Origin of the sequence: Rhodomicrobium sp. R_RK_3 (assembly GCF_002198715.1) — a bacterium.
Lineage (GTDB): Bacteria > Pseudomonadota > Alphaproteobacteria > Rhizobiales > Rhodomicrobiaceae > R-RK-3.
This window is the reverse complement of sequence record NZ_MWLK01000036.1, coordinates 291,462-313,054: the sequence shown is the minus strand read 5'-3', so window position 1 is coordinate 313,054 and position 21,593 is coordinate 291,462. Positions and strand designations below refer to the sequence as shown.

General features: G+C 66.0%; 16 protein-coding genes. 5 read left to right on the top strand and 11 right to left on the bottom strand.

Annotated features, from left to right (window positions below):
• Positions 1 to 179 precede the first annotated feature (179 nt).
• Positions 180 to 1,226: an iron ABC transporter substrate-binding protein gene (locus BLEFHOIH_RS23105; RefSeq protein ID WP_088348489.1), complete on the top strand. Its 1,047-nt coding sequence runs from the start codon at positions 180 to 182 to the stop codon at positions 1,224 to 1,226.
• A 12-nt stretch (positions 1,227 to 1,238) separates the two neighbouring features.
• Here the strand turns inward: BLEFHOIH_RS23105 and BLEFHOIH_RS23100 are convergent, their stop codons facing one another.
• A complete protein-coding gene (locus BLEFHOIH_RS23100; RefSeq protein WP_088348390.1) occupies positions 1,239 to 1,832 on the bottom strand; it encodes a LysE family translocator in 594 nt (197 codons plus the stop codon).
• 468 nt (positions 1,833 to 2,300) lie between these two features.
• Between BLEFHOIH_RS23100 and BLEFHOIH_RS23095 the strand changes: the two genes are divergently transcribed.
• Positions 2,301 to 2,498, top strand: coding sequence for a hypothetical protein (locus BLEFHOIH_RS23095; RefSeq protein WP_088348389.1), 198 nt, complete (start codon positions 2,301 to 2,303; stop codon positions 2,496 to 2,498).
• A gap of 184 nt (positions 2,499 to 2,682) precedes the next feature.
• Here the strand turns inward: BLEFHOIH_RS23095 and BLEFHOIH_RS23090 are convergent, their stop codons facing one another.
• Both BLEFHOIH_RS23090 and BLEFHOIH_RS23085 read right to left on the bottom strand, forming a co-directional pair.
• On the bottom strand, positions 2,683 to 7,878 hold the full coding sequence (locus BLEFHOIH_RS23090; RefSeq protein WP_088348388.1) for an AAA domain-containing protein: 5,196 nt from the start codon (positions 7,876 to 7,878) through the stop codon (positions 2,683 to 2,685).
• The gene (locus BLEFHOIH_RS23085) at positions 7,868 to 9,136 is read right to left on the bottom strand and encodes a hypothetical protein (protein WP_125461868.1); all 1,269 of its coding nucleotides are present in this window, start codon (positions 9,134 to 9,136) and stop codon (positions 7,868 to 7,870) included. The genes BLEFHOIH_RS23090 and BLEFHOIH_RS23085 overlap by 11 nt, the downstream gene beginning before the upstream one ends.
• A 268-nt stretch (positions 9,137 to 9,404) precedes the next feature.
• On the opposite strand from BLEFHOIH_RS23085, the gene BLEFHOIH_RS23080 reads away from it, so the two are divergent.
• The 3 genes from BLEFHOIH_RS23080 (at position 9,405) to BLEFHOIH_RS23070 (ending at position 12,464) form a co-directional block, all read left to right on the top strand.
• Positions 9,405 to 10,400, top strand: a complete 996-nt coding sequence (locus tag BLEFHOIH_RS23080; RefSeq protein ID WP_088348386.1) for a tripartite tricarboxylate transporter substrate binding protein — start codon at positions 9,405 to 9,407, stop codon at positions 10,398 to 10,400.
• Between the two features lie 72 nt (positions 10,401 to 10,472).
• Complete coding sequence (locus BLEFHOIH_RS23075) at positions 10,473 to 10,961, top strand: tripartite tricarboxylate transporter TctB family protein (protein WP_088348385.1); 489 nt, start codon at positions 10,473 to 10,475, stop codon at positions 10,959 to 10,961.
• Between the two features lie 36 nt (positions 10,962 to 10,997).
• The gene (locus tag BLEFHOIH_RS23070; RefSeq protein WP_088348488.1) at positions 10,998 to 12,464 is read left to right on the top strand and encodes a tripartite tricarboxylate transporter permease; all 1,467 of its coding nucleotides are present in this window, start codon (positions 10,998 to 11,000) and stop codon (positions 12,462 to 12,464) included.
• A gap of 49 nt (positions 12,465 to 12,513) precedes the next feature.
• On the opposite strand, the gene BLEFHOIH_RS23065 is transcribed toward BLEFHOIH_RS23070, so the two are convergent.
• The 8 genes from BLEFHOIH_RS23065 to BLEFHOIH_RS23030 form a co-directional block, all read right to left on the bottom strand.
• A complete protein-coding gene (locus BLEFHOIH_RS23065) occupies positions 12,514 to 13,128 on the bottom strand; it encodes a gluconate 2-dehydrogenase subunit 3 family protein (RefSeq protein WP_170937342.1) in 615 nt (204 codons plus the stop codon).
• Positions 13,129 to 13,168: 40 nt separating this feature from the next.
• Positions 13,169 to 14,854, bottom strand: a complete 1,686-nt coding sequence (locus BLEFHOIH_RS23060; protein ID WP_088348383.1) for a GMC family oxidoreductase — start codon at positions 14,852 to 14,854, stop codon at positions 13,169 to 13,171.
• Between the two features lie 7 nt (positions 14,855 to 14,861).
• Entirely contained in the window at positions 14,862 to 15,692 is an 831-nt protein-coding gene (locus tag BLEFHOIH_RS23055) for a sugar phosphate isomerase/epimerase (RefSeq protein WP_088348382.1), read from the bottom strand.
• A 496-nt stretch (positions 15,693 to 16,188) separates the two neighbouring features.
• Entirely contained in the window at positions 16,189 to 16,821 is a 633-nt protein-coding gene (locus BLEFHOIH_RS23050; protein ID WP_088348381.1) for an isochorismatase family cysteine hydrolase, read from the bottom strand.
• A 1-nt stretch (position 16,822) separates the two neighbouring features.
• Complete coding sequence (locus BLEFHOIH_RS23045; RefSeq protein WP_088348380.1) at positions 16,823 to 18,133, bottom strand: glutamine synthetase family protein; 1,311 nt, start codon at positions 18,131 to 18,133, stop codon at positions 16,823 to 16,825.
• Positions 18,134 to 18,317: 184 nt separating this feature from the next.
• Positions 18,318 to 19,202 carry an ABC transporter permease gene (locus BLEFHOIH_RS23040; RefSeq protein ID WP_088348379.1) on the bottom strand — a complete coding sequence of 295 codons (885 nt, stop codon included), beginning with the start codon at positions 19,200 to 19,202 and terminating at the stop codon, positions 18,318 to 18,320.
• Between the two features lie 3 nt (positions 19,203 to 19,205).
• The gene (locus BLEFHOIH_RS23035) at positions 19,206 to 20,102 is read right to left on the bottom strand and encodes an ABC transporter permease (RefSeq protein WP_088348378.1); all 897 of its coding nucleotides are present in this window, start codon (positions 20,100 to 20,102) and stop codon (positions 19,206 to 19,208) included.
• Positions 20,103 to 20,304: 202 nt separating this feature from the next.
• Positions 20,305 to 21,591 carry an extracellular solute-binding protein gene (locus BLEFHOIH_RS23030; protein ID WP_088348377.1) on the bottom strand — a complete coding sequence of 429 codons (1,287 nt, stop codon included), beginning with the start codon at positions 21,589 to 21,591 and terminating at the stop codon, positions 20,305 to 20,307.
• Positions 21,592 to 21,593 lie beyond the last annotated feature (2 nt).

The window sequence follows — 21,593 nt, the reverse complement described above, 5'->3', positions numbered from 1 at the left end:
CCGTGGCGAGGCCGGTTTCGTCCGCGTCGTCGCTGTCCATGCTGCCTGTCGTCATGCCCGACCTTGCGGCAATTCGGCGGGCGGCGCAATTGCGGTGGCGCAGTCGTGAGTTGCGGCCATTCTGGTAACCATGCGATATATCTGGATAAACATATCGCAGAACCGGAATGGAAGACAATATGGACCGACGCGCCATCTTGCGCCTGTGCCTTTCGATCATCGCCGCCGCCGCCCTCGGCGCGCCGCCGCTCTCGGCCCAGACGCAAACCCGCAGCGTGACCGATGCCGGCGGACGCCGCGTGGAGATCCCCGCCAGCGTGGGCCGGGTGCTCGCCGCCGGGCCGCCCGCCTCGATCCTGCTTTATACGCTGGCGCCCGAGACGATGGTCGGCTGGGTGCGCGCGCCGCGCCCGCCGGAGAAGGCGTTTTTGTCGCCCGCCGTCCGCGACCTGCCCGAATATGGCCGGCTGACCGGGCGCGGCAACACCGCCAATCTGGAGACCGTGCTCAGCTTCAAGCCGGATCTCATCATCGATGCCGGCAGCACCGCGCCGACCTTCGTCTCGCTCGCCGACGAGGTGCAGAGCCAGACGAAGATTCCCTATCTGCTGTTCGACGGCGCCTTGGCCGCCACGCCCGCGACCTACCGCGCGCTCGGCGATGCGCTGGGGCTGAAGGACCGCGCCGAGGAGCTCGCCCACTATGCCGAGGACGTGCTTGACGGCATCAAGGCGAAGCTCGCGCAAGTCCCAGCCGGCGAACGCCCGCGCATCTATTACGGGCGCGGCGCGGACGGGCTCGAAACCGGGCTGGACGGGTCGATCAACATGGAGGCGCTGGAATATGTCGGCGCGGTCAATGTCGCGGCGGAGGCCGGCAAGGGCGGTCTGACCAAGGTCTCTATCGAACAGGTGCTGGGCTGGAACCCGGATGTGATTTTGACCCTCGATCCCAATTTCCACGCCAAGGTCTCAACGGATCCGCTCTGGCAATCCGTGCGGGCGGTTCGCGCGGGCCGCATCTATCTCGCGCCCAATCTGCCCTATGGCTGGTTCGACGCGCCGCCCGGCGTCAACCGCCTGATCGGCATCCGCTGGCTTGCGGCGCTGCTGCACCCAAAACTCTTCCCCGAAGACCTGAAAGACATCACACGCGATTTCTACCGGCGCTTCTACCACGTCGATCTAGACGAGGCGCAGCTTGCGACGCTGCTGCGAGGCCGTTAGTCGATCGGTCGCTTACAAAAACAGCAGCACGATCGAAAGCGCGACCAGCCCGGCAAGGCTGAGATTGACGATGCGCGCCGTCCCAGGCGTGCGGATGAGCTGGCGGATGGCGACGCCGAACAGGCACCAGAGCGTGCAGGTCGGCACGGTTATCACCGCGAAGACGAGGCAGATCACCAGGAGCTCGGCGTAATAATTGCCGCCGACCGTCGTGAAGGCCGGGATCGAGCTGACCGCCATCATCCAGGCTTTCGGGTTGACCCATTGAAAGGCGGCGGCCTCGAGAAAGCTCAGCGGCCGGGCATTGGCGTCGCCGCCATCGGGCTGTCCGGCTTGCGCGACGCGCCAGGCCAGATAGAGCAGATAGGCCGCGCCGACCAGTTTCAGCGCCAGATGCACCTGCGTGTAGCGGATGAAAATCGTGCCGAGCCCCAGCCCGACGGCGAAGATCATGACGGGAAAGCCGATGGTGATGCCGAGCATATGCGGCAGCGAACGGCGAAAGCCGAAAGCCGCTCCGGATGCGGTCAGCATGACGTTATTGGGCCCGGGCGTCACCGAAGAGGCCAGCGCAAAGAGGGTAAGGGGCAGGAGAGTATCGAACATTGGGCAGAAAAGCCATTATTGCGCCGGCGCGGCAAGTCCTGCCGCCATCGGCATGACAGCTATTCCCGAGCTGCGCAGCTCGGCAGGGCATCGGCGCTGCGGTTCCCGGTGGGATGGCCCCGATGCGGAGCGCCGCGCTTACAACCCAGGCTGCATTTCTTAGCAGATTTAATTGGTGGCGGCGGGGCGGGCTTTGCGGGATTCTGGCCGTGCTGGACGCCTGATGTGTCCGCCGCGGTGATTTGTCGACCCACTTTGCGCCGCGAAACCAAACGCTAAGGTGCCACGATCCGCTCGTGTCTCCGTAGATGAGGAGAACCCGAATGAAAGCCGGTTTTCACGCCAAATCCTCTGCCTTCGCGATGATGTGCTGTCCGGGCTGCCGTCGCAGCACGCAGCTTTTCCGGCCGCAGGCCGGCGATGACCATCAGCACTGAAGATGCCAGTCACCTGGCGAGGATTGAGCGCATGTCGGAAGGTTATTCAATTGAAATCGCTGACGAATTGGTCGGCATTATCGTTCGCGGCGACGATGAGCGCGTGTTCCGCTTCCACTCCGCGGTCAAGGCGTTCAAGGCGCTCGACGGCCACAGATTTGCCAAACCGGAAGCCGCCGAGCGCGCGGTCCGCGAACACGCCGCGCTGAGGCGGCGGCACGCCTCCTAGGACGGGGCTCCCGCAGCCGCATCCGGCTGCGGATCACCAGAGTTCGAGCGGGGATGACGTCGGAACGGTCCCGCTCGTTGCTTCCTTGACCAAGCGATTTTGCATTGACGTCCCGCGTGCCTGGGCCGGCCTGACTTGCAGCGGCCGGCCTCTTTTCGTGCCGCTCAGCGATTTCGCAACGCCGTCATTCGGCGGGCGGCTCCTCCTGGGGAACCTCCTCAGGCTTTGGGGCGAGCCGCGCGGCGATGCGCTCGACCACCTTGGCCGGATCGTCGCGCCAATCCTTGCCGAGTACGGTCATCACCTCCCAGCCGAAGGCGGCGAGGATGCTCGGGCGCACCACATAGCGCGCGGCGAGATCGGCGGTGCCGTAATGGGCGCGGTCGTCGATCTGAACCGCGAGGTGGTAATCCTCCGCGTCGGCCCGCTTCACCGCGATGTGGCATTTGAGGTCGGAGCGGCCGTGATTGCGCGACGCCGTAAAGCCGCGCGCCGTCAACTCCGCCGCGATCTGATCGGCGACGAACTGGCCGTGATCCTGAAGCGCCGCCTCGCCGCCGCGAACGCCATATTCCATCAGCGCCGCCGCCATCGCCTCCGGCTGGCCGGTGGAAGCGGCCTGCGCATAGGTGAGGTATTTCCGCAGGGCGTTGGCGCCGAAATTGTAGCTGTTGGTGATCTGCGCGCCGTCGATGGAGGACACCACCATCATGTGGCGCTTGGCGCGCGAAAAAATCACGTTCAGCCGCTTCTCGCCGCCATTCTGGTTGATCGGGCCGAAATTCATGATCATGCGGCCCTTGGCGTCCGGCCCGTAGCAGACGCTGAGGATGATGATGTCGCGCTCGTCGCCCTGCACATTCTCCAGGTTCTTCACGAACAGGCCGACATATTGCCCGTCATGCTCGCGGTCCTCCTCCAGGTCGAGCAGGGTGCGGAAAGCGCGGTCGGTACCGGCGAGCGCATTGAGCGCGCTCTCGATCTCCTGCTGCTGCGCCTGCGAGAACGCCACGACGCCGATGCTCAAGCCCTTCTGCTGGTTCAAAATTTCGCGCACGAGCTGGGCGATGTAGGCCGCCTCGCCGGGATTGCGCTGGCTGTCGTAAGGCGAATTTTCCATCCGGTGGAAGGAGAGCGGCTGGTCGAGCGCCGCGAGCGCGGTGGTCTTGGCGTCCTCGGCGGCGGCGACGCGGATCGGCTCGCGGCGCGGCAGTTCGGCGGTGCTCGGGATTGTCTGCAGCTCGCTCTTGTAGAAGGCCTTGTTGCAGAACTCGATCAGCGCTTCGTGCTGGCTGCGGTAATGCCAGGCGAGCAGCGTGCGCGGCAGCACGGCGGAGGCGCGGTTGAGAAAACTGTCGGCGTTGAGGTCATAGACGAACAGCTCGGAGGTGTCGCTTTCCTCGGGGTCGCCGCCCTGCGAGGAGAAGAAGGACGACGGCGGCAATTGCATCTCGTCGCCGACGACGATCATCTGCTTGGCGCGGTAGAGCGTCGGGATGGCGTCTTCGAGCGGGATCTGGCTGGCCTCGTCGAAGATGACGACGTCGAACAGCGTTTCCTCCAGCGGCAGGATGTCGGCGACGCTCAAAGGGCTCATCAGCCAGACCGGCTTCAGCCGGCGCATGGCGCGGCCCGCCTCGCCGGCGAACAGCTCGCGGATGGATTTGTAGGCGCGCGATTTCTGGAACTCGTTTTCCAGCGTCTTGCGCCCGCGCCGGAAATCGCGCCGCCAGTCCTTTTCGCCCGGCTCGGTGCCGGCGCCGGATTCGTTCGAGCGGGTGAGATCGCTGTGGAATTCCTGATGGCAGGCGTCCACCGCGTGCTGGCCGTTGAGGCGGCGCAGATCGGCGTGGCGCTGCTTCAAATCCTCGACGATGTCCTCGAGGCGCGCGCTGTCGAAGCGGTCGAGTGCGCGGTTGCGGCGGAAGGCGCGGTCGATGGCGGCGTCGAGCACGGCGATGCCGATTTGCTCGAGCGGCAGGTCGACGAGCCGGATGGTCTGAGAAATCTCCGCGCCGGCCTTGTCGAGATCGGCCAGCAGATCGGCGAATTCGGCGATCTGGCCGGTGTTTTCGGCGAGGTCTTCCAGATTGGCGGCGATGGCCTCGCGGGTGAGCCGGGCATGGCCGGACAGGATGACCGCAAGTTCTTCCTCCGCGCGGCGCAGGGCGGTGGATTGGCGCGCGAGCTTCTGCACGGCAGCTGCGGCGTCCTCGCGGTCGAGGCAGATGCGGATGATGTCGCGCTCGATGTCGGGCAGCGACGAGCCCGCCGTCCAGATGCGGAGGAGAGAGGCGCGGATGTCGTCCGTGAGCTCGAAGCCGCAGGTCTTCTCCATCGCCTGCCGCGCCTGGTCGCAGGCGAGTTTTGCGCGCTGCATCTCCGCCAGCAGGCCGAGCGCCTTGCCAATTCCGGGTTCGGCGCCCTTATAGCCGGTGGCTACGGCGCTTTTCGCCCGCCGCCAATCGCCGTTGAGGAAGGCGAAAAACTTGCCTTCATGCTTCTGCGCCGCCTCGATCAGGGCTTTCAGATCGGGCAGTTCCGCGTCTTCCGCCCATCCCGCGGCGGCCTCGCGGGCCGCCTGGGCCTTGGCCTCCACTTCCGCGAATTTGTCCAGCGACACCGACAGCATCGCGGCGGAGATGTCGCCGTCATCGAGGATGGCGAGCTTTTCCGCCGCCGCGATCGGCTGGACCGCGCGGCAGAACGCTCCGGCGGCCAGCGCCTCGCCCCAGCTCAGCGTCTCGCGGTCGAGAAAGGCCCGCGTCTCCTCCACCGCACCCGCCGCATCGGCGAGGGCCGTCCGCGCGCGGCGCAAGGCGCGTTCCACGCGCTCGGTGGCGTCGGGCCGGTTGGCGAGGTCGCCGCGCAGCAGCCGCAGGGGCGAGCGCGCCAGGATGCCGTCGTAGCCGCTGGCGATCAGCGCATCGCGAAGCGGGGCGAGGACCGGCCGCGCCTGATGGAAGGCGGCCCAGCCGGGCATCCCGGTCTTGGCCGCCGGAGGCAGTTCGCTGGCGGCGGCGCCGTGTTTCAGCCGTTCCTCGATCAGGTCGCGCAACGGCGGCCCGCCCTCCTCGACCGGCGCCGTCATCGCCGCCGAAAAGCGCTGCAACTCCGCCAGCCGCGCCTCGATCTCGCCGACCAGCGCCGCCCGGTGCCGCGCAACATCCTCGCGCGGCGTCCTGGCGGTCCAGTCCTCGTAGATCGACTTCAGCTCTTCGATGAACGCCTTCTTGTCGCCCTGGCTGTCATGGATCAGCGTCGAGACATCGCCGAGGCCGATCTGCTTCAGCCGGTGGAACACCACGTCGAGCGCCGCCCGCTTCTCGCAGACGAACAGCACCGCTTTGCCGCGCGCCACGTAATCGGCGATCAGATTGGTGATGGTCTGCGACTTGCCGGTGCCGGGCGGCCCCTGGATGACATAGCTCTCGCCGGTGCTGGCGCGGGCGATGGCGTCCATCTGGCTCGGGTCGGCAGGCAAGACCATGTAATTTTCACGGCGCGCGCCGCTGTCGGGCCGGAAGGCGCGGCGCGCTTCGTCGGAGAAGAGCGGGTCGAAATTCACATGCTCGCGGGCGGGCTTGCCGATGAGGTCGGCATAGTCGCGCACCAGGGTCATCTTGCGGTAGTTGAAATTGGCCAGCGTCACCGAGCAGAGGTCGATCTCCCAGTCATGCGAGCCGGCGGCATTGCCGTCATCGACGGCGTAGAAGGTGCGCTCGCGCTCGGCGGGGCCGGGTTCCGCCGGAGCCTGATCGGCGGCGGCTTCTTCGGCCGCCACCATCTGGTGCAGTTTCGGCTTGATGCCTTCCTCGGCCATTTCGCGGCGCGGCGCGCGGCTGACGCGGATGTCGCGCTCGAAGATCTGCACGCCGAGCGGTTCGTAGGTGCCGCGCGCATAGCTATAGGCGAGGCCGGCATAATCCTTGATGCCGACGCCGGTGCGCGCGCGGCGGCGGCGGAAATCGTCCATCTTGCGCCGCGCCGTGCGGTGGATGAGCATGATGCGCGGCGTTTCGACCAGCGCCAGGTCGACGCCCTTGGCCGAGCGCGCGAGCTGCCGCACGAGATCGGCGTGCAGCGCGCGCACCGCCTCCATGCTGCTCGCGTCGATGAATTCCGGCAGGCGGATGTCGTAGAGCTTGCGCAGATAATAGCGCAGGGCGGGGTTGATCTGCGCCTCGGTCGGCGCGGCTTCCAGGCGAAAGCTGTCCTTGACGCCCTTGCGCCGCGTGAGCTCGGCGGGCAGCAGGATCAGCGGGCTGTTGATGCGCTCGTTCGGCGCTTCCTTCAGATTGGTCCAGCGCAGGAAGGCGACCACCAGCCGCAATTGCGAAAAGCCGTATTCGCGGGCGTCGCGCTGGGCGTCGAGGCGGATGCGGTCGAGATTGGCGGGGAGGAATTCATAGTCCTGGAATTGCAGCCAGCTACTGAGGTCGATCGGCCGCTTCAGGTCGGCGCTGATGCGGTCGTTCAGGTGGAAGAGCTGGGCGGGCTTGATCGACTTGTGGTCGATCAGATAGGGCATCGAGCCAACCGTCAGATTGATGGTGGCGCCGGTCTCGCGGAAATAGATCAGGCGGTTGCGGCGGTTGATCTCGAACAGCCGGTCGCGCAGCTTCTGATGCAGGTGCTTGCGCACGCCGGGGCGGTCGGAAGGGTCGGGCGCCGCCTCGTGGTCGCCGTCGTCCAGCTCGATATCCTGGTCGCGGTAATGGGCGAGCGCGTTGGCGATCTGGCGCAGGTCCTGCGGACGCCGGCGGCGGTCGAGTTCGGTCATCTTCTCGATGATCTGCGACAGCACCGGATGCAGGCGCGGATTGTGCCGCATCAGGTCGCCGCGCATCCGGGCGAAGCTGCGCATGTCCTCGTCGTCGGTCAGGTCGAGGCGCATGGCGAGGCTGCCGAGGATCAGCCCGAGCACGAAAATGTCGGAGAGCTGGTCGTGATGGCCGGCGCGCTGCTCCCAGGCGATGTAGTCCGGGTAATAGGCGCGGCGTGGCTGCTCCTCGGACCGCTCCGCGACGGTGGCGTCGACGACCGACACGCCGCCGCTTTCGCTGCGCTCCTTGTAGCGCGAGGTGACTTCAAGGCGGGCGGCTTCGGCCTGCTCGACGGCGCGCAAGGCGGACGCGTTGTCCACGGCGTCGCCCGCCATGCGGTTCGGAAACCAGAGATGGCCCATCGAAACGCGCAGCGCGTCGACGCCGTTCAGCGGCGCGACCTTGCCCTCTTCATGCAGCGCCGCGACCTGTTCGATCAGCGGCAGCGCGGCGGTCAGCACATCGTCGGTGCCGGCGCTGTCCGCCTCGCGCCATGCGGCGAGCAGATCGGCGAAGCCCTGCGTTGCTTCCGGCTCGATGGCGTCAGGCTGCATGGTTGGCCTTCTCGATCTTCTCGGCCGCGCCGCGCCTCAGCTTGGTGAGATCCTCCTTCTTGCGCTTCAGCTCCTTGCGCGCGAGGGCCTCGTAGACCGTGAACAGCCCGATGCGGTCGGCGAGATCGAGCGTCCAGGCAAGGCCCGCCTCGCCGTGATCGGGATCGACGGTGGCGAAGTCGAGCAGGAGAAAGGCGAGATAGTCGTGGCAGGATTTCGCCAGTCCCGCGATCTCCACCGCCATGGCGGCATGATCGGCCGAGGGTACGGCGGCGGGCCGGTAGCCGGGGAAATAGCGCTCGGCGAGGTTGGCGGCATATTCGCCGCGCATGAAGGGGTGCACCATCAGGCAATCCACCAGCTCGCGCGACAGCGTGCTCAGCTTGTGCTGGCCGAGAATGTCGAGCCGCCCCGCTTCGATCTTGCCGCGCACCAGCGCCTCGGTCTCGCCGATGCGGGGCGGGTCGGCGGCCAGCAGGTCGAGCGCCTTGGCGCGGATATAGAGTTCCGGGTGGGTGACGCCCTCGGAGCCGGCCTTGTCGCCCTCCAGGATTTCGCTGGTCTGCTCGAGGTAGGAACGCGCCGTCACGCTCCTGAGCCCGGTCGAGACCTTGATGAGCGAGGCGATCACCGCGTCGCGGTCACTGGTGACGTGCAGCGCGCCCATATCGGCGAAAATCTCGGTGTGGAGCTGATAGAGCCGGTCGGTCTCCCGGAAGGCGGCGTCGCAGCCGGGCTGCTCGGCGCACCAGTCGAGAAGCCGCGCCGCCGTGAAATATTGGCCGCCATCCAGCGTGTAGAGCCGGTGATGCGCCAGCTCATGGCCGAGCAGCGCCAGCGTCTCCCCCTCGCTCAGCAGCTCGGCGATATTGCCCATCAGCATGATCGCCGCCTCGTCCGGCAGGAAGATCAGTGCGGCATTCGCGCCGTCGCCGCCGCCCTGTCGCTGATAGACCGTCACCGGCAGGTCGAGGCCGAGCGCGTTCAAGGCGACATCGGCCTGGGCGTAGAGGCCGGGCTGGTCGGCGCGGGTCAGGCGGTAGGTGGATTTCAGCAGCTCCAGCTTGACCATCTCGCTATAGCGCTTGGAGAACTGGTCGGACTCGAACCAGCTCCACAGCGCCGCCTCTCCGGTGCGCAAATGCCCGGCGACCGCGACATGGTAAGGCAGCGCGCCGAATCGGGCCGGCATCGCCTCGGGCGGCGGCAGGTCGGCGGCGGATTGCAATGCGGCGCTGGCCTTGTCCATTGCGGACATGGATGTGCTCCCTCACCTCAGGGCCCTTCGGCGCCCCACTATTTCGTCAGACACGCCCGCGGGCAAGTGCCCTCGTCTACGGATGCCCCGCCAGTCCCCGCCGCAGAAGACTGTATCGAAGTGAAAAATGCGTTTCCTGTGGTCGGCCGCGGATCGCCGGGGCGGCGGCACGGGCCGATCGTATCGCTCCAAGTCGACTGGCTGTGGCGCTTCGACGCATTTGCGGTATCATCGGGGAAAACAGAAAGCAAACAGGTGGGAGGAAACAATGACAAGCGGGTTGACCCGCCGCCAGGTGCTGGCCGGCGGCGCAGCGGGCGGTGCGGCTTTGGCGCTCGGCCTCAATCCGGCGCAGGCGCAGACCTGGCCGGCGCGTCCGGTGACGGTGATTTGCCCGTGGGGCGCGGGCGGCGGCACGGATGCGACCGTGCGCATCGTCTCGGCGGTGCTGGAGAAGGAGCTGAAGCAGCCCTTCAATGTCGTCAACCGGACCGGCGGTTCGGGCGTGGTCGGCCATGCCGCCATCGCCAGCGCGGCGCCGGACGGCTACACCATCGGGATACTCACGGTCGAGATCTCCATGCTGCACTGGCAGGGGCTGACCGAGTTCAGGCCTGACAGCTACACCCCGCTCGCATTGATGAATGAGGACCCGCCCGGCATCCAGGTCAATGCTTCGAGCCCGTACAAGACCGTCAAGGAACTGGCCGACGCCGTCAAGGCGGCGCCGCCCGGCAAGCTGAAAGCCTCGGGGACGGGGCAGGGAGGCATCTGGCATCTGGCGCTGGTCGGCTGGCTCACCGCGATGGGGCTGAAGCCGGATCACGTCGCCTGGGTGCCGCTGAACGGCGCCGCGCCCGCCATGCAGGATCTGGCGGCGGGCGGCCTCGACATCGTCACCTGCTCGGTGCCGGAGGCGCGCGCCATGATCGAAGCGGGCAAGGCGCGCAGCCTCGCCATCATGGCCGCCGAGCGCAATCCCGCCTTCAAGGACGTGCCGACGCTGAAGGAGGCGATGGGCATCGACTACACCACCGGCGCCTGGCGCGGCATCGCCGGGCCGAAGGGGATGCCGCCGGAAACCGTCGCCGCCATGACCGCTGCGCTCAAGAAGGTCAACGAATCCAGCGAGTTCCGCGACTTCATGGCGAGCCGGGGCTTTGGCGTGCGCTGGGCGCCGGGCGCGGAGTTCGGATCGTTCATGGAAGCGGGCGACAAGGCGATGGGCGTGGCCATGAAGGCCGCCGGTCTCGCCAAGGGCTGACGCTGAGGCCGTGGATCTTAGAGCGGGTCCACGGCTCCCCCCTTCATTCCAGGCAATCCGGCTTTCGCAATCATGCAGTTTTCCGACCGCGTAACGGGTCTGTTCCTCGTCGCCCTGGGTGGGCTTGCCGCCTATGGCGGCTCGCGCCTGCCGCCGGTGCCGGGCCAGCAGGTCGGCCCGGATGTGTTTCCGATGGTGATCGGCACCGGGCTGTGCCTCTGCGGAGCGCTGATTGCGCTCGGTGTCGGCAAAAGCTTTGAAGAGGACCCCGAGGACGAAACGCTCTCCGCCACCGAGGTGCAAAGCGGGCCTCCCGACTGGTGGCGCGGCCTGATGGCGCTGATCCCGCCGGGCCTACTCTTGTTCTACGTGCTGACCGTCGACCGCCTCGGCTTCGTGCTGACAGCCGGGCTGATGGTGCTGACCACCGCGACGGCGCTCGGGGCTCGCCTCCGCCTCGCCGTGCCGCTGGCCATCGTTGCGCCGGTCCTGGTGCATCTCCTCTTCTCCAAGCTCCTGCGGGTGCCGCTGCCGCCGGGGCTCATTCCCATGCCATGGTGAGGTCCGCGCGTGAGCACATTGTTTGAAGCCATCGGCATGGTCTGCCAGACCGACGTGCTGATCGCCATCCTGCTGTCCTCGATCTACGGGCTGGTGGTCGGCTCGCTGCCCGGCCTGTCCGCCACCATGGCGACGGCGCTGCTTGTGCCCGTCACCTTCTACCTGTCGCCGATTGCCGCCATCGCCACCATCATCTCCGCCTCGGCGATGGCGATCTTTTCCGGCGACATCCCCGGCGCGCTGCTGCGCATCCCCGGCACGCCCGCCTCGGCAGCCTATACCGACGAAGCCTATGCCATGACGCGCAAGGGCCAGCCGGAAATGGCGCTCGGCATCGGCCTGTGGTTCTCCGCGCTCGGCGGCATCGCGGGCACGATTTCGCTGATGTTGCTGGCGCCGCCCCTCGCCGAGATCGCGCTAAACTTCTCGACCTTCGAATATTTCTGGCTCGCCTTTCTCGGCCTGATGTGCGCGACGCTGGTCGCCCGCTCATCACCGGTCAAGGCCATCGCCAGCATGTTCCTCGGCCTTCTGGTCTCCTGCGTCGGCATCGACAATCCGGCGGGCGCGGCGCGCTTCACCTTCGGCAGCGTCGACCTGCTCGGCGGCATCGAGCCGATCCCGGCGCTGGTTGGCGTCTTTGCCGTGTCCGAGGTCATGCGCGCCATGCTGACTTCGGAGCCGCCGAAGCTGCCCTACCGGCGCTTCGGCAGCATCCTCGCGGGCCAGATCGCGCTGACGAAGCAATATGTGAAGCCGCAAGTGCGCGGCAATATCGTCGGCATCATCATCGGCGTGCTGCCGGGCGCGGGCGCGGACATGGCGGCCTGGGTCAGCTATGCGATGTCGAAGCGCTTCTCCAAGACGCCGGAGAAATTCGGCACCGGCCATCCGGAGGGGCTGATCGAGGCGGGCGCCAGCAACAATGCCAGCCTCGCCTCGGGCTGGGTGCCGGCGCTGCTGTTCGGCATTCCCGGCGATACCATCACCGCCATCGCCATCGGCGTGCTTTATATGAAGGGCCTCAATCCCGGCCCGACGCTGTTCACCGAGCGCGCCTCGAGCATGTACGCGCTCTACATCATCTTCATCCTCGCCAACATCATCATGATCCCGCTCGGCATCGTCATGATCCGCGCGGCGAGCCATGTCCTGCGCGCCCCGCGCGCGGCGATCATGCCGGTGATCGTGCTGCTCTGCGCGGTCGGCGCATTCGCGACCGGCAACAACCTCTATTCGGTGATGATCGTCGCCGCCTTCGGCATCATCGGCTTCGTCATGGAGCGCAATGGCTATCCGGTCGCCGCGATGGTGCTCGGCATCGTCATGGGCACCATGGTCGAGCAGAGTTTCGTCACCTCGATCATCAAGTCCGACGGGAGCATCCTGCCGTTCTTCGAGCGGCCGGTTTCCGCCGTGCTCGCCTCGTTCACCATCGCCGCGCTGCTCTGGCCGCTCGGCGCATGGCTCTGGCGGTTGCGGTCGCGGCCCCTGGCGCAGTGAATTGGCGCGGCGGGACCGGCCAGACGGCCGCCGGCCGATTCTGCCGCGTTCAACTGGCGTTGGAGAAGGCGCGGTAGGCCGGGTCGAGCGGGATGTCGGCCTCGTGGCGGCCGGGCACCAACTCATATCGCAGCTCCTCGGCGCCGCCCTCATGCGAGGTGTAGTAGCCGAGCACCGTCAGCACCCGCAGAGAGACGTAGCTGGCGTAATAGGGCTGCTCCGCTGTCTTGTCGATGGCGTCGGCGTCGAATGCCGCGAGCACGGCCTCGCGGTCCTTCGGCGCGAGCTGCTGGAACGGGGCGCCGGCCCGCTTTTCGAGATCGGCGCAGATCAGCGCGACATTGGCCTCGAACGCCGCCACCGAGTCCCCCGGCGCGCTGGCGACGAACAAGGACAGGAATTTCGGGACGTTGGCGCTCCTGGCGCCCGGCGTGTCGGTGTCGGGGATCAGGGTCTCGCAAAATATATCGATGAAGGCGCAGCAGGCGTCCGAAAGTCCCTCCGCGCGCTCGCCCGCGGCCACCCGCGACCAGGTCAGCGCGGCATCGCCGGAGGTCATCAGCGCGGCGCCGGCCGCGAGGCCGCCCGCCAGCATCGAACGGCGGCTGATGGGGGGCGGACGCCTTCGGCCGGACACGGTTTTCCGCATGCTGGGATCGTGCATATTCATCTCGTCACCTATCTTTTTTTGGCGTCGAGGCCCGTTACAGACTGTGGTTCTGCAGCATCGAGACCGCCGACGCACAGGCGCGGGCGGTAATGGCCATATAGGTCAGCGACGGGTTCTGACAGGCCGACGAACTCATCGCCGCGCCATCCGTCACGAACACATTCCTGACGTCGTGAAGCTGGCTGTATTTGTTCAGCACCGAAGTGCTGGGATCGTGGCCCATCCGGGCGCCGCCCATCTCGTGGATGGCGCTGCCGGGCGTGTTCGGGTGCGGATCGTCGGCGCTGACAGGCACCCCGAATGCCGTCATCATGCGCACGGACTCGGCGATGGCGTCGCGGAGGAGCGCCACCTCATTGTCGGACCATGTGACGTCGATCTTGAGTTGCGGCAGGCCGTGCGAGTCCAGATTGGCCTCGTCGAGCGAGACGTGGTTGGCGTCGCGCGGCAGGCATTCGGCAAAGCTCGCCATGACGAGCTGCCACTCGCCGGGCTGGCGCAGGCCGTTCTTGAACTCCGCGCCGACGCCGGGCCGCCGGAGGCCGCGCTTCCAATTCGCCCGCAAGGCGCTGCCCTGCATGGCATAGCCGCGCAGCATCCCCTCTTTCGGCTCGGTGATGTTGCGGAAGCGTGGGATGTAAAAGCCGTTCGGCCGGTTGCCGTAATAATTATGCTCGAGGAAGCCCGAGACCGTGCCGCCGACCGCCGAAGTGGCGTGATCCATGATGCCGCGCCCGAGCGCGCCGCTCGAATTGCCGAGGCCGCGCGGAAACTGCTCGCTGCGCGACAGCATCAGCAGCAACACCGAATTCAGCGCCCCGCCGCAGACGAAGATGACGCGGGCATTATAGGTGTGACCGGTGCCGGTCGCCTCGTTCACGGTCCGCACGCCCGTCGCGCGTCGTTCCAGCGGGTCATAGTCGATGCCGACAACGCGGCTGTCCGTGACCAGCGTCAGATTGCCGGTCGCGCGCGCCGCCGGCAGGGTCGAGCTTTGCGTGCTGAAATAGCCGCCATAGGAGCAGCCGCGCGAACAGATATTGCGGTATTGGCACCGCGAGCGGCCTTCCTTGTCCTCGGTCATGTTGGCGACGCGGCCGATGATCAAGGTGCGGCCGGGGAACTCGTCCTCGATCGTGGCCTTGAACGCCTTCTCGACATGGTTGAGCTGCATGGGCGGCTGGAACTTGCCGTCCGGGAGCTGAGGCAATGCTTCAAACGAGCCGGAGATTCCGGCGAATTCCTCGACCTTGTCGTACCAAGGCGCGAGGTCGGCATAGCGGATCGGCCAGTCGACGCCGTGGCCGTCGCGCTTATTGGCCTCGAAATCATAATCGCTCCAGCGGTAGGACTGTCGCCCCCAGAGCAGCGATTTGCCGCCGAGCTGATAGCCGCGGATCCAGGCGAAGGGCCGGTCCGCTGGCGTCTGATAGGGGTTTTCGTGGTCCTTGACGAAGAAGCGGTGGTTCCATTCGTCGAGGAAGCCGGAATGGCCCTGGATCGGATAGTCCCGCTCCCTCATGCCGGGATCGCCAAAGCCATGAAAGGGAAGCTCCCAGGGGGCGAGCGTCTCGGTGTTGTAGTCGACCTGGTGCTCGACCATCGGACCGCGCTCGATCATCAAGACTTTCAGACCGCTCTCTGTCAGCTCCTTTGCGGCCCAGCCACCTGTAATCCCCGACCCGACGACGATCGCGTCGAAACTATTATCAACCTGCATACTTAGCTTAGACCTTCAAACTCTGGAGATAATCGTGGCTTTCCCTGACGGTCTGCCAGACGGTATCGAAGGGCGGCTCCAGCTCGACATAGTAGTGACGGAGCGCCGTTCCTTTGGCCGCCGCGAACAGGGACGGCCAATCGATGATGCCCTTGCCGACGGCGACGGTTTGCAACCGCTCGCCGGGTTGCAGGGGACGGGCGATGTCCTTGATATGCATGAAGGAAATGCGCTGCCCGTATTTGCGCACGTAAGTGGTTGGATCGAGCCCTTGCGAGGCCACCCAGCCGCAATCCAGCTCGAACTGGACGAGGCTGGGATCGGTCGAGGCCGCCAGAATGTCGTAGCCGAGCTCCCCGCCGCTGCCCGCTGGCCGGAATTCCCAGCCGTGGTTGTGATAGGCCAGTTGCAGGCCGGCTTTCTTCGCCTGCTCTCCGGCGGCGTTGAGGAACGTGCCGGCCTCGCGCCAATCGGCGGCCGTGAATTGGGAGAACGCCTCCTCGACGGAGGCGGGCATGGCGCTGCGCATGCGCTTCGGCAGCGGGGGGATGACGCAGACGGCATCCGTGAAGCCGGCGGCAACGAAATCGTCGAAGAGCTGCGCTGAGTGGGTTTCCAGGCTCTTATCGCCCGGCGCGATCGAATTGGGGACGACGCCGCCGCCGATGCAGGACAGCCCGGCCGCTTTCAGAGAGTCTCCGAACACCGCCGGTTTGGCGCCGTAAAAGCTGGGCGCCTCAACGAAGCTGTAACCAATTGCAGCGATTTTTTTGAGGCTGCCGGCGAGATCGCGATTGAGCTCGTCGCTCAGTTGATAGAGCTGGACCCCGATGGGCATTCCCAGCGGCTCCGCTTGAGCCCCGCGTCCAGGGAAGGCGACCAGAGCCCCCAATCCCAGCGGGAGCTTAAGAGCGTCTCGCCTTGACCACTTCGTCCGCGCCACATCGCCCTCATGTTGTTTTCACTGATATATTGTCAGACAGTCGGCTGGTCGCGTCAATCGACCGGGCGCGGTTTGGCCGCCGCTTGACGATATGCCGCGCGATCAACCAAGAGCGCTGCCGGGCGTCATAATCCGCCATGACACAGGGTTTTCCGCCCGTGACGAACTCTGGATTTGCGGCGTGACGCAGTGCCGCTGCACACGCAATTGTGAAGACCGATGGCGCGGCAACAACCTCGCATCTCACGCTGGTTTAGCTCTCTCCAGCTTATCGGTCGGCGGTAAAGATTTCGGATCGACGCGCTGAAACGGGGCCATGGACCTGTCAAAAACGGTGCTCCTCCCGATCACTGGATCCCCGCTTTCGCGGGGATGACAAGTGTGGGTGGGATTAGCGGCCGCCCTCGCCGCCCCCGCCGCCCATCTCCGCGATCAGCTCCGCGCTCCTGACCTGCCGGCAGTATCCGCTGAACGCCGCCAGCGCCGCCTCATGACGCGCCGGCGTCTGCGTGCCGCAGCAATCGACGGCGCAGATCATTTCATAGCCGCGGTCGGCGCCGTCGCGGATGGCGTGGTCGATGCATTGGTCGGTGAGGAAGCCGCCGACGATCACGGCGTCCTTGCCCATGTTGCGAAGCAGGTAATCGAGCATGGTCGAGTTGAAGACGCTGGAGGAGGTCTTCGGCAGCACGATTTCGTCCGGGCCGGGCGCGAGGGCGTCGACCATCTGCGCCGCCTCGCTGCCGGGCGGGAAGTGGAAGCCGGTGAGTTTGTAATCGAGGCAGAGATCGCGGCCATCCGCGGTCAGGCTCTGGATGACGGTGTAGATCACTTCCATGCCGGCGGCGCGCGCGGCGTCGCGCAAGGCCACAAGATTGGGAACGACGACGTCGTTGGTCAGCGAGTAGAAATAGGGATTGCCGTCTTCTTCGCGCGCGGCGGTGCCTTTCTGGACGTCGATGATGAGCAAGGCTGTCCGCGACGGGATGATCGGCGCGCCGCGCGGGCGGATGGTGTTGGTCATGTCAGTAAGCCCTGCCATAGCGTGTGAAAACCTCGTCGGGCGGCAGGTCCGCAAGCTCGGCGATCTCGGCGCGCTTATGCATGATATAGGGGATGCGCACGGCGTCCGGCATGAGCAAATCGCCGCTTGCCTCCAGGCAGTCGAGAGCTTCGCCCAGGCTCTTCGGCAGAGGCAGGATGCCTCTCTCCAGCTGCTCGGCGTCAGAGAGGCGGGCGATGTCGATCACAGAGAGCGGGTCGCGCGGCGGCATGGATTTGCGCAGGCCGTCCATCCCCGCCCGCAGAATCGCGCCGAGCGCCAGATACGGCGTCGCGGCGGCATCGGCGGCGCGGTATTCCAGGTTGAAGCTTTCGCCGACATCGGCTTCGGGCTTTTCCGAGACGGGACAGATCCGCAAAAAAGCCTCGCGGTCGCGCGCGCCGAGATTGGTGACGGACGCACTCCAGGCATTGGGGCGGAGCCGTTCGTAGGAGATCACGCTCGGCGCAGTGACGGCACACAGCGCGCGGCCATGGGCGAGGATGCCGGCGGCGAACTGGCCGGCAATTTCCGAGACGGCCTCGGGACGCGCGGGATCGTAGGTGGCGGGACGGCCGTCGCGGTCTTCAAGGCTGAAATGGATATGCACGCCATTGCCGACGCCGCCCTTGCGCATGATCGGCGAGAAGCTCGCCCGCCAGCCTTTGCGCTCGCAGCAGGCGCGCACGATCTGGCGCAGTTTGACCGCGCGGTCGGCCGCCTCGACACCGAGCGCCGGGCCGACGGAGACTTCGAACTGGCCCGGCGAGAATTCCGGGTGGAAGGCTTCCGGCTCCAACTCGGCCGCATCGAGCTGAGCCAGGATCACCTCCGGCAGGTCGCCCACCGAGCGCAGCGCCTCGATGCCATAGGCCGCGCCGAGCCGGGGCTCGACGCCGATGACCGTGAATTCATGTTCGAACGAGGCGCGCAGCCTGAGGCCGAAGCTTGCGCCGAGTTCGGCCAACGCCGAGCGCAGATAGTGGCGCGGGCAGACCGCCCACGGGCTGCCGTCGAGACTTTCGACATCGCCGAGCACGAAGCGCTCCACCGGCCCGTCATCGCCGAAATCCAGCTCGACCAGTTCGGCGGGGTCCGGGCGCAGCACCAGATCGCCCGAGCCGCCCCAGGGCGTGACGGGCGTGTTGCCGAAGCAATTGATCATGATGTTGGTCGGCGTCCAGCCGACGCCCCGCTCCCAGCGCGCCTCGAGCTCGCGCAAGGGAAAGCCCTTGCCGCGGACTTGCCCGGAGAAATCGCTGTAGCACACGAAGACGAACGCTTCCCGCCGCATCGCTCAGTCCTCCCGCGTGTTGATTGAGCGCGACCCCGTTGAATGACCGCACTTTTTGTCACCCCGGGAAAGCGGGGATCCGGTAAGGCAAACTCGCCGTTACTCTCTGCCAATGATCCTGCGCTGCGGTGTACTGGATTCCCGCTTTCGCGGGAATGACTGAGGGTGTGCCCCGGTCCGATCGCTAGCCCCCGGTCATCGCAATCCGCCGCGCTTGGCGCAAGCGCAGCACCGCGATCGCCGCGAGCGATGACGTGATCACCAGCACCGACACCGCCGTCGTCAGCGTGCCGAGCGCGTAAATGACCGGCGTCGTCACCGTGGTGGTCTGGCCCTGCAATTCCAGCGGCAGCGTGTTGAGATAGCCGATGGCTTGGCTGGAGCGGGCGATCTCGTCCCAGGAGAGCGTAAAGCCGAACAGGCCGATGCCGACGATGCTCGGCCCGACGATTGGCAGCACGACATGGCGGAAGGTCTGCCAGGGCGTTGCGCCGAGGTCGCGCGCGGCCTCCTCATAGCGCTTGTCGAAGCGGTTGAAGATGGCGAACATGATGAGCAGGCCGAAAGGCAGCGTCCAGGTGAGATGCGCGCCGATGCCTGAGGTGAATAGGCCCATCGCCGTCTCGAAGCCGTCGGTCAGCGCCTCCGGCGCATAGCCCTTGATGAGGTCGTCGATGATGCGGAATTCGAGGCCAATGCCGAGCGACACGACGATGGACGGCATGATCAGGCTTGCGACGACGATATAGAACAGCGTGTTCGAGCCCTTGAAGCGCTTGCGATAGGCGAGGCCAGCGAGCAGCGAGAGCACCACCGTCACCACCATCACCGCGAGCCCCAGCTTGATCGAGCGGTTGAACGCCGCCCAGATGTCGACATTGGGCAGGCCCTCGCGCCAAAGCTTGCCGAACCAATAGGTCGAGACGCCGTTCATCGGGAAGGTCAGGCCGCCCTCTGGTCCCTGAAACGACAGCAGCACGATGGTGATCATCGGCCCGTAGAGGAACAAGACGAACAGGCCGAACAGCAGGGCGAGCCAATAGAAGCTGGCGGGGCGGTGCTCGGTCATGGTTCACAGCTCCTTGCGGATGTCGAGGATGCGCGTCAGGCCCCAGATGATGACCAGGACTGTCGCCAGCAGGATCACGGCGTGGGCGGCGGCAGGCGGGAATTGCAGCGCGCCCATATGGGTGTTGATGAGCTTGCCGGCCGAGGCGATCTGCTGGCCGCCCATGACGCCGATAGTGATGAAGTCGCCCATGACGATGGTGATGACGAAGATCGAACCGATGACGATGCCGGGCTTGGTCAGCGGCACGATGATGTTCCACAGCGTCTGCCAGCCGGAGGCGCCGGCGTCATAGGCCGCCTCGATCAGCGCCCGGTCGATGCGCATCATCGAGTTGAAGATCGGCACGATCATGAACAGCGTATAGAGATGCACGAAGGCGAGGATCACCGAGAATTCCGAGAACAGCAGCCACTCGATCGGCGAGCCGATCAGCCCAGCCCCTTCCAGCGTCTGGTTGACCAGTCCGTTGCGCCCGAGCAGCGGGATCCAGGAGATCATGCGGATGACGTTCGAGGTCCAGAACGGGATGGTGCAAACGAGGAACAGCGCCATCTGCATGGTCTGCGAACGGACGTGGAAGGCGAGGAAATAGGCGACGGCGAAGCCGAGGACCAGCGTGATCGCCCAGACCGTGATCGAGATGCGCAGCGTGGTGGCATAGGTCTTGAGCGTCGTGCAGAGCGCGGGCAGTTGGCTCAGGCAGCCTTCGAACGCCTCGACATAATTGCGCGAGGTGATGTCGGGGATGATCTGGTATTCGTCGTAATTCCAGACGCTGACGATGACGGTCAGCACCAACGGCACCACGAAGAAGACCCCGAAGATCAGCGCCAGCGGCAGCGCCTGCAGCCAGGCCAGCGGCCCCTGTTCGAGTGGACTGTCCTGCGTGGCGGCCATGGCGTTTTCCCCGATATGCTCTGCGAAGTCCGACCCACATTCTCGTCGCCCCGGCCTGAGAGCCGGCGCCTAATTGCCTCACCGCGCGACCGGTGCCGGCGGCGAGGCCAATGGGTCCCGGCTCGGCCTGACGGCCGTCCGGGACGCCGCCGGGGTGGATGGCGATTGCGAGAACCGCCACCCGCGCCCGGCGTTCAGGCGCTTAAGCCGCGATGAACTGGTTCCATTTGCGGACCATGTAGTCGTTCTCGTCCATCACCGCGTTCCAGCAGGCGACGCCGCCCATGCGGGCGTCATAGGAGCCGCCGTCGCGGACCGAGCCGGCCTTTTCGAGCAGCGTGCCGTCTGGGGCCTTGATGTCCTGCGCGGCGGGCTGGCCCTCCATCCAGAACGCCCATTCATAGGGCTCCATCTTGGCTTTGGCGCTGCTGAGCACGGCCGAATAATAGCCCTGGCGGTTCAGATAGGCGCCGGCCCAGCCGTCCAGGAACCAATTGATGAATTCATAGGCAGCGTCGGCCTTCTTGCCTGCCAAAGTTTTGGGCAATCCGAACCCGGCGGCCCAGGCGCGGTAGCCTTCCTTCAGCGGCTGGTAGACGCAAGGCACGCCCTTGGAGCGCACAGCCGTCACCGCCGGCGACCACATCGACTGGATGACTGTCTCGCCCGACACCATGAGATTGACGCTCTCGTTGAAATCCTTCCAGAAGGCGCGGAACTGGCCCGCCTGCTTGGCCTCGGTGAGGACCTTCATCGTGCGGTCGATCTCCTCCTTGGTCATGTTGCCCTTGTCGGGGTAGGTGTATTCACCCATGGCCTCGATCACCATGGCGGCGTCCATGATGCCGATCGAGGGGATGTTCAGGATCGACGCCTTGCCCTTGAATTCGGGGTTCAGCAGCTCCTTCCAGCTCTCGATCGGGCGCTTGATGAGGTCCGGCCGGATGCCGAGCGTGTCGGCATTGTAGGTGGTCGGGATCAGGGTGATGTAGCCGGAGGGGCTGGAGGCGAATTTGGTGCCTGCGCTGCCTTCGAGCCAAAACACCTTCTTCGGCGCCGTGCCCTGGTCGCCGATCTTTTTGCCGTTGGGCAGCTCCCCCTTGGTGAACACCGGCGTGATGTTGTCGGCGTTCTTGATCTTCTTGGCATCGATGCCGAGCAGATTGCCCGAAGGGATCAGCTTCTTCAGCTGGAAATATTCGCTATCCACTACGTCGAAGGAGTTCGGCTGGGTGATGACGCGGCGGCTCACATCGTCGGTGGTGACGGGGATATATTCGATCTTGATGCCAGTATCTTCCAGGCATTTCTTGGCGATGTCGGCGGACTGGTTCACCGCCGTGCCGAGATAGCGCAGTGTGATCGGCTCCGCCGCGTGGATGGCGGGAAAGCCGGTGATCGCGCCGGCGCCGGCCGCGGCGCCCGCGACGGCGCCCATGCCCTTGATGACGCTGCGGCGCGTTAGGCCGGCTGTTGGCTTCTTACTCATGA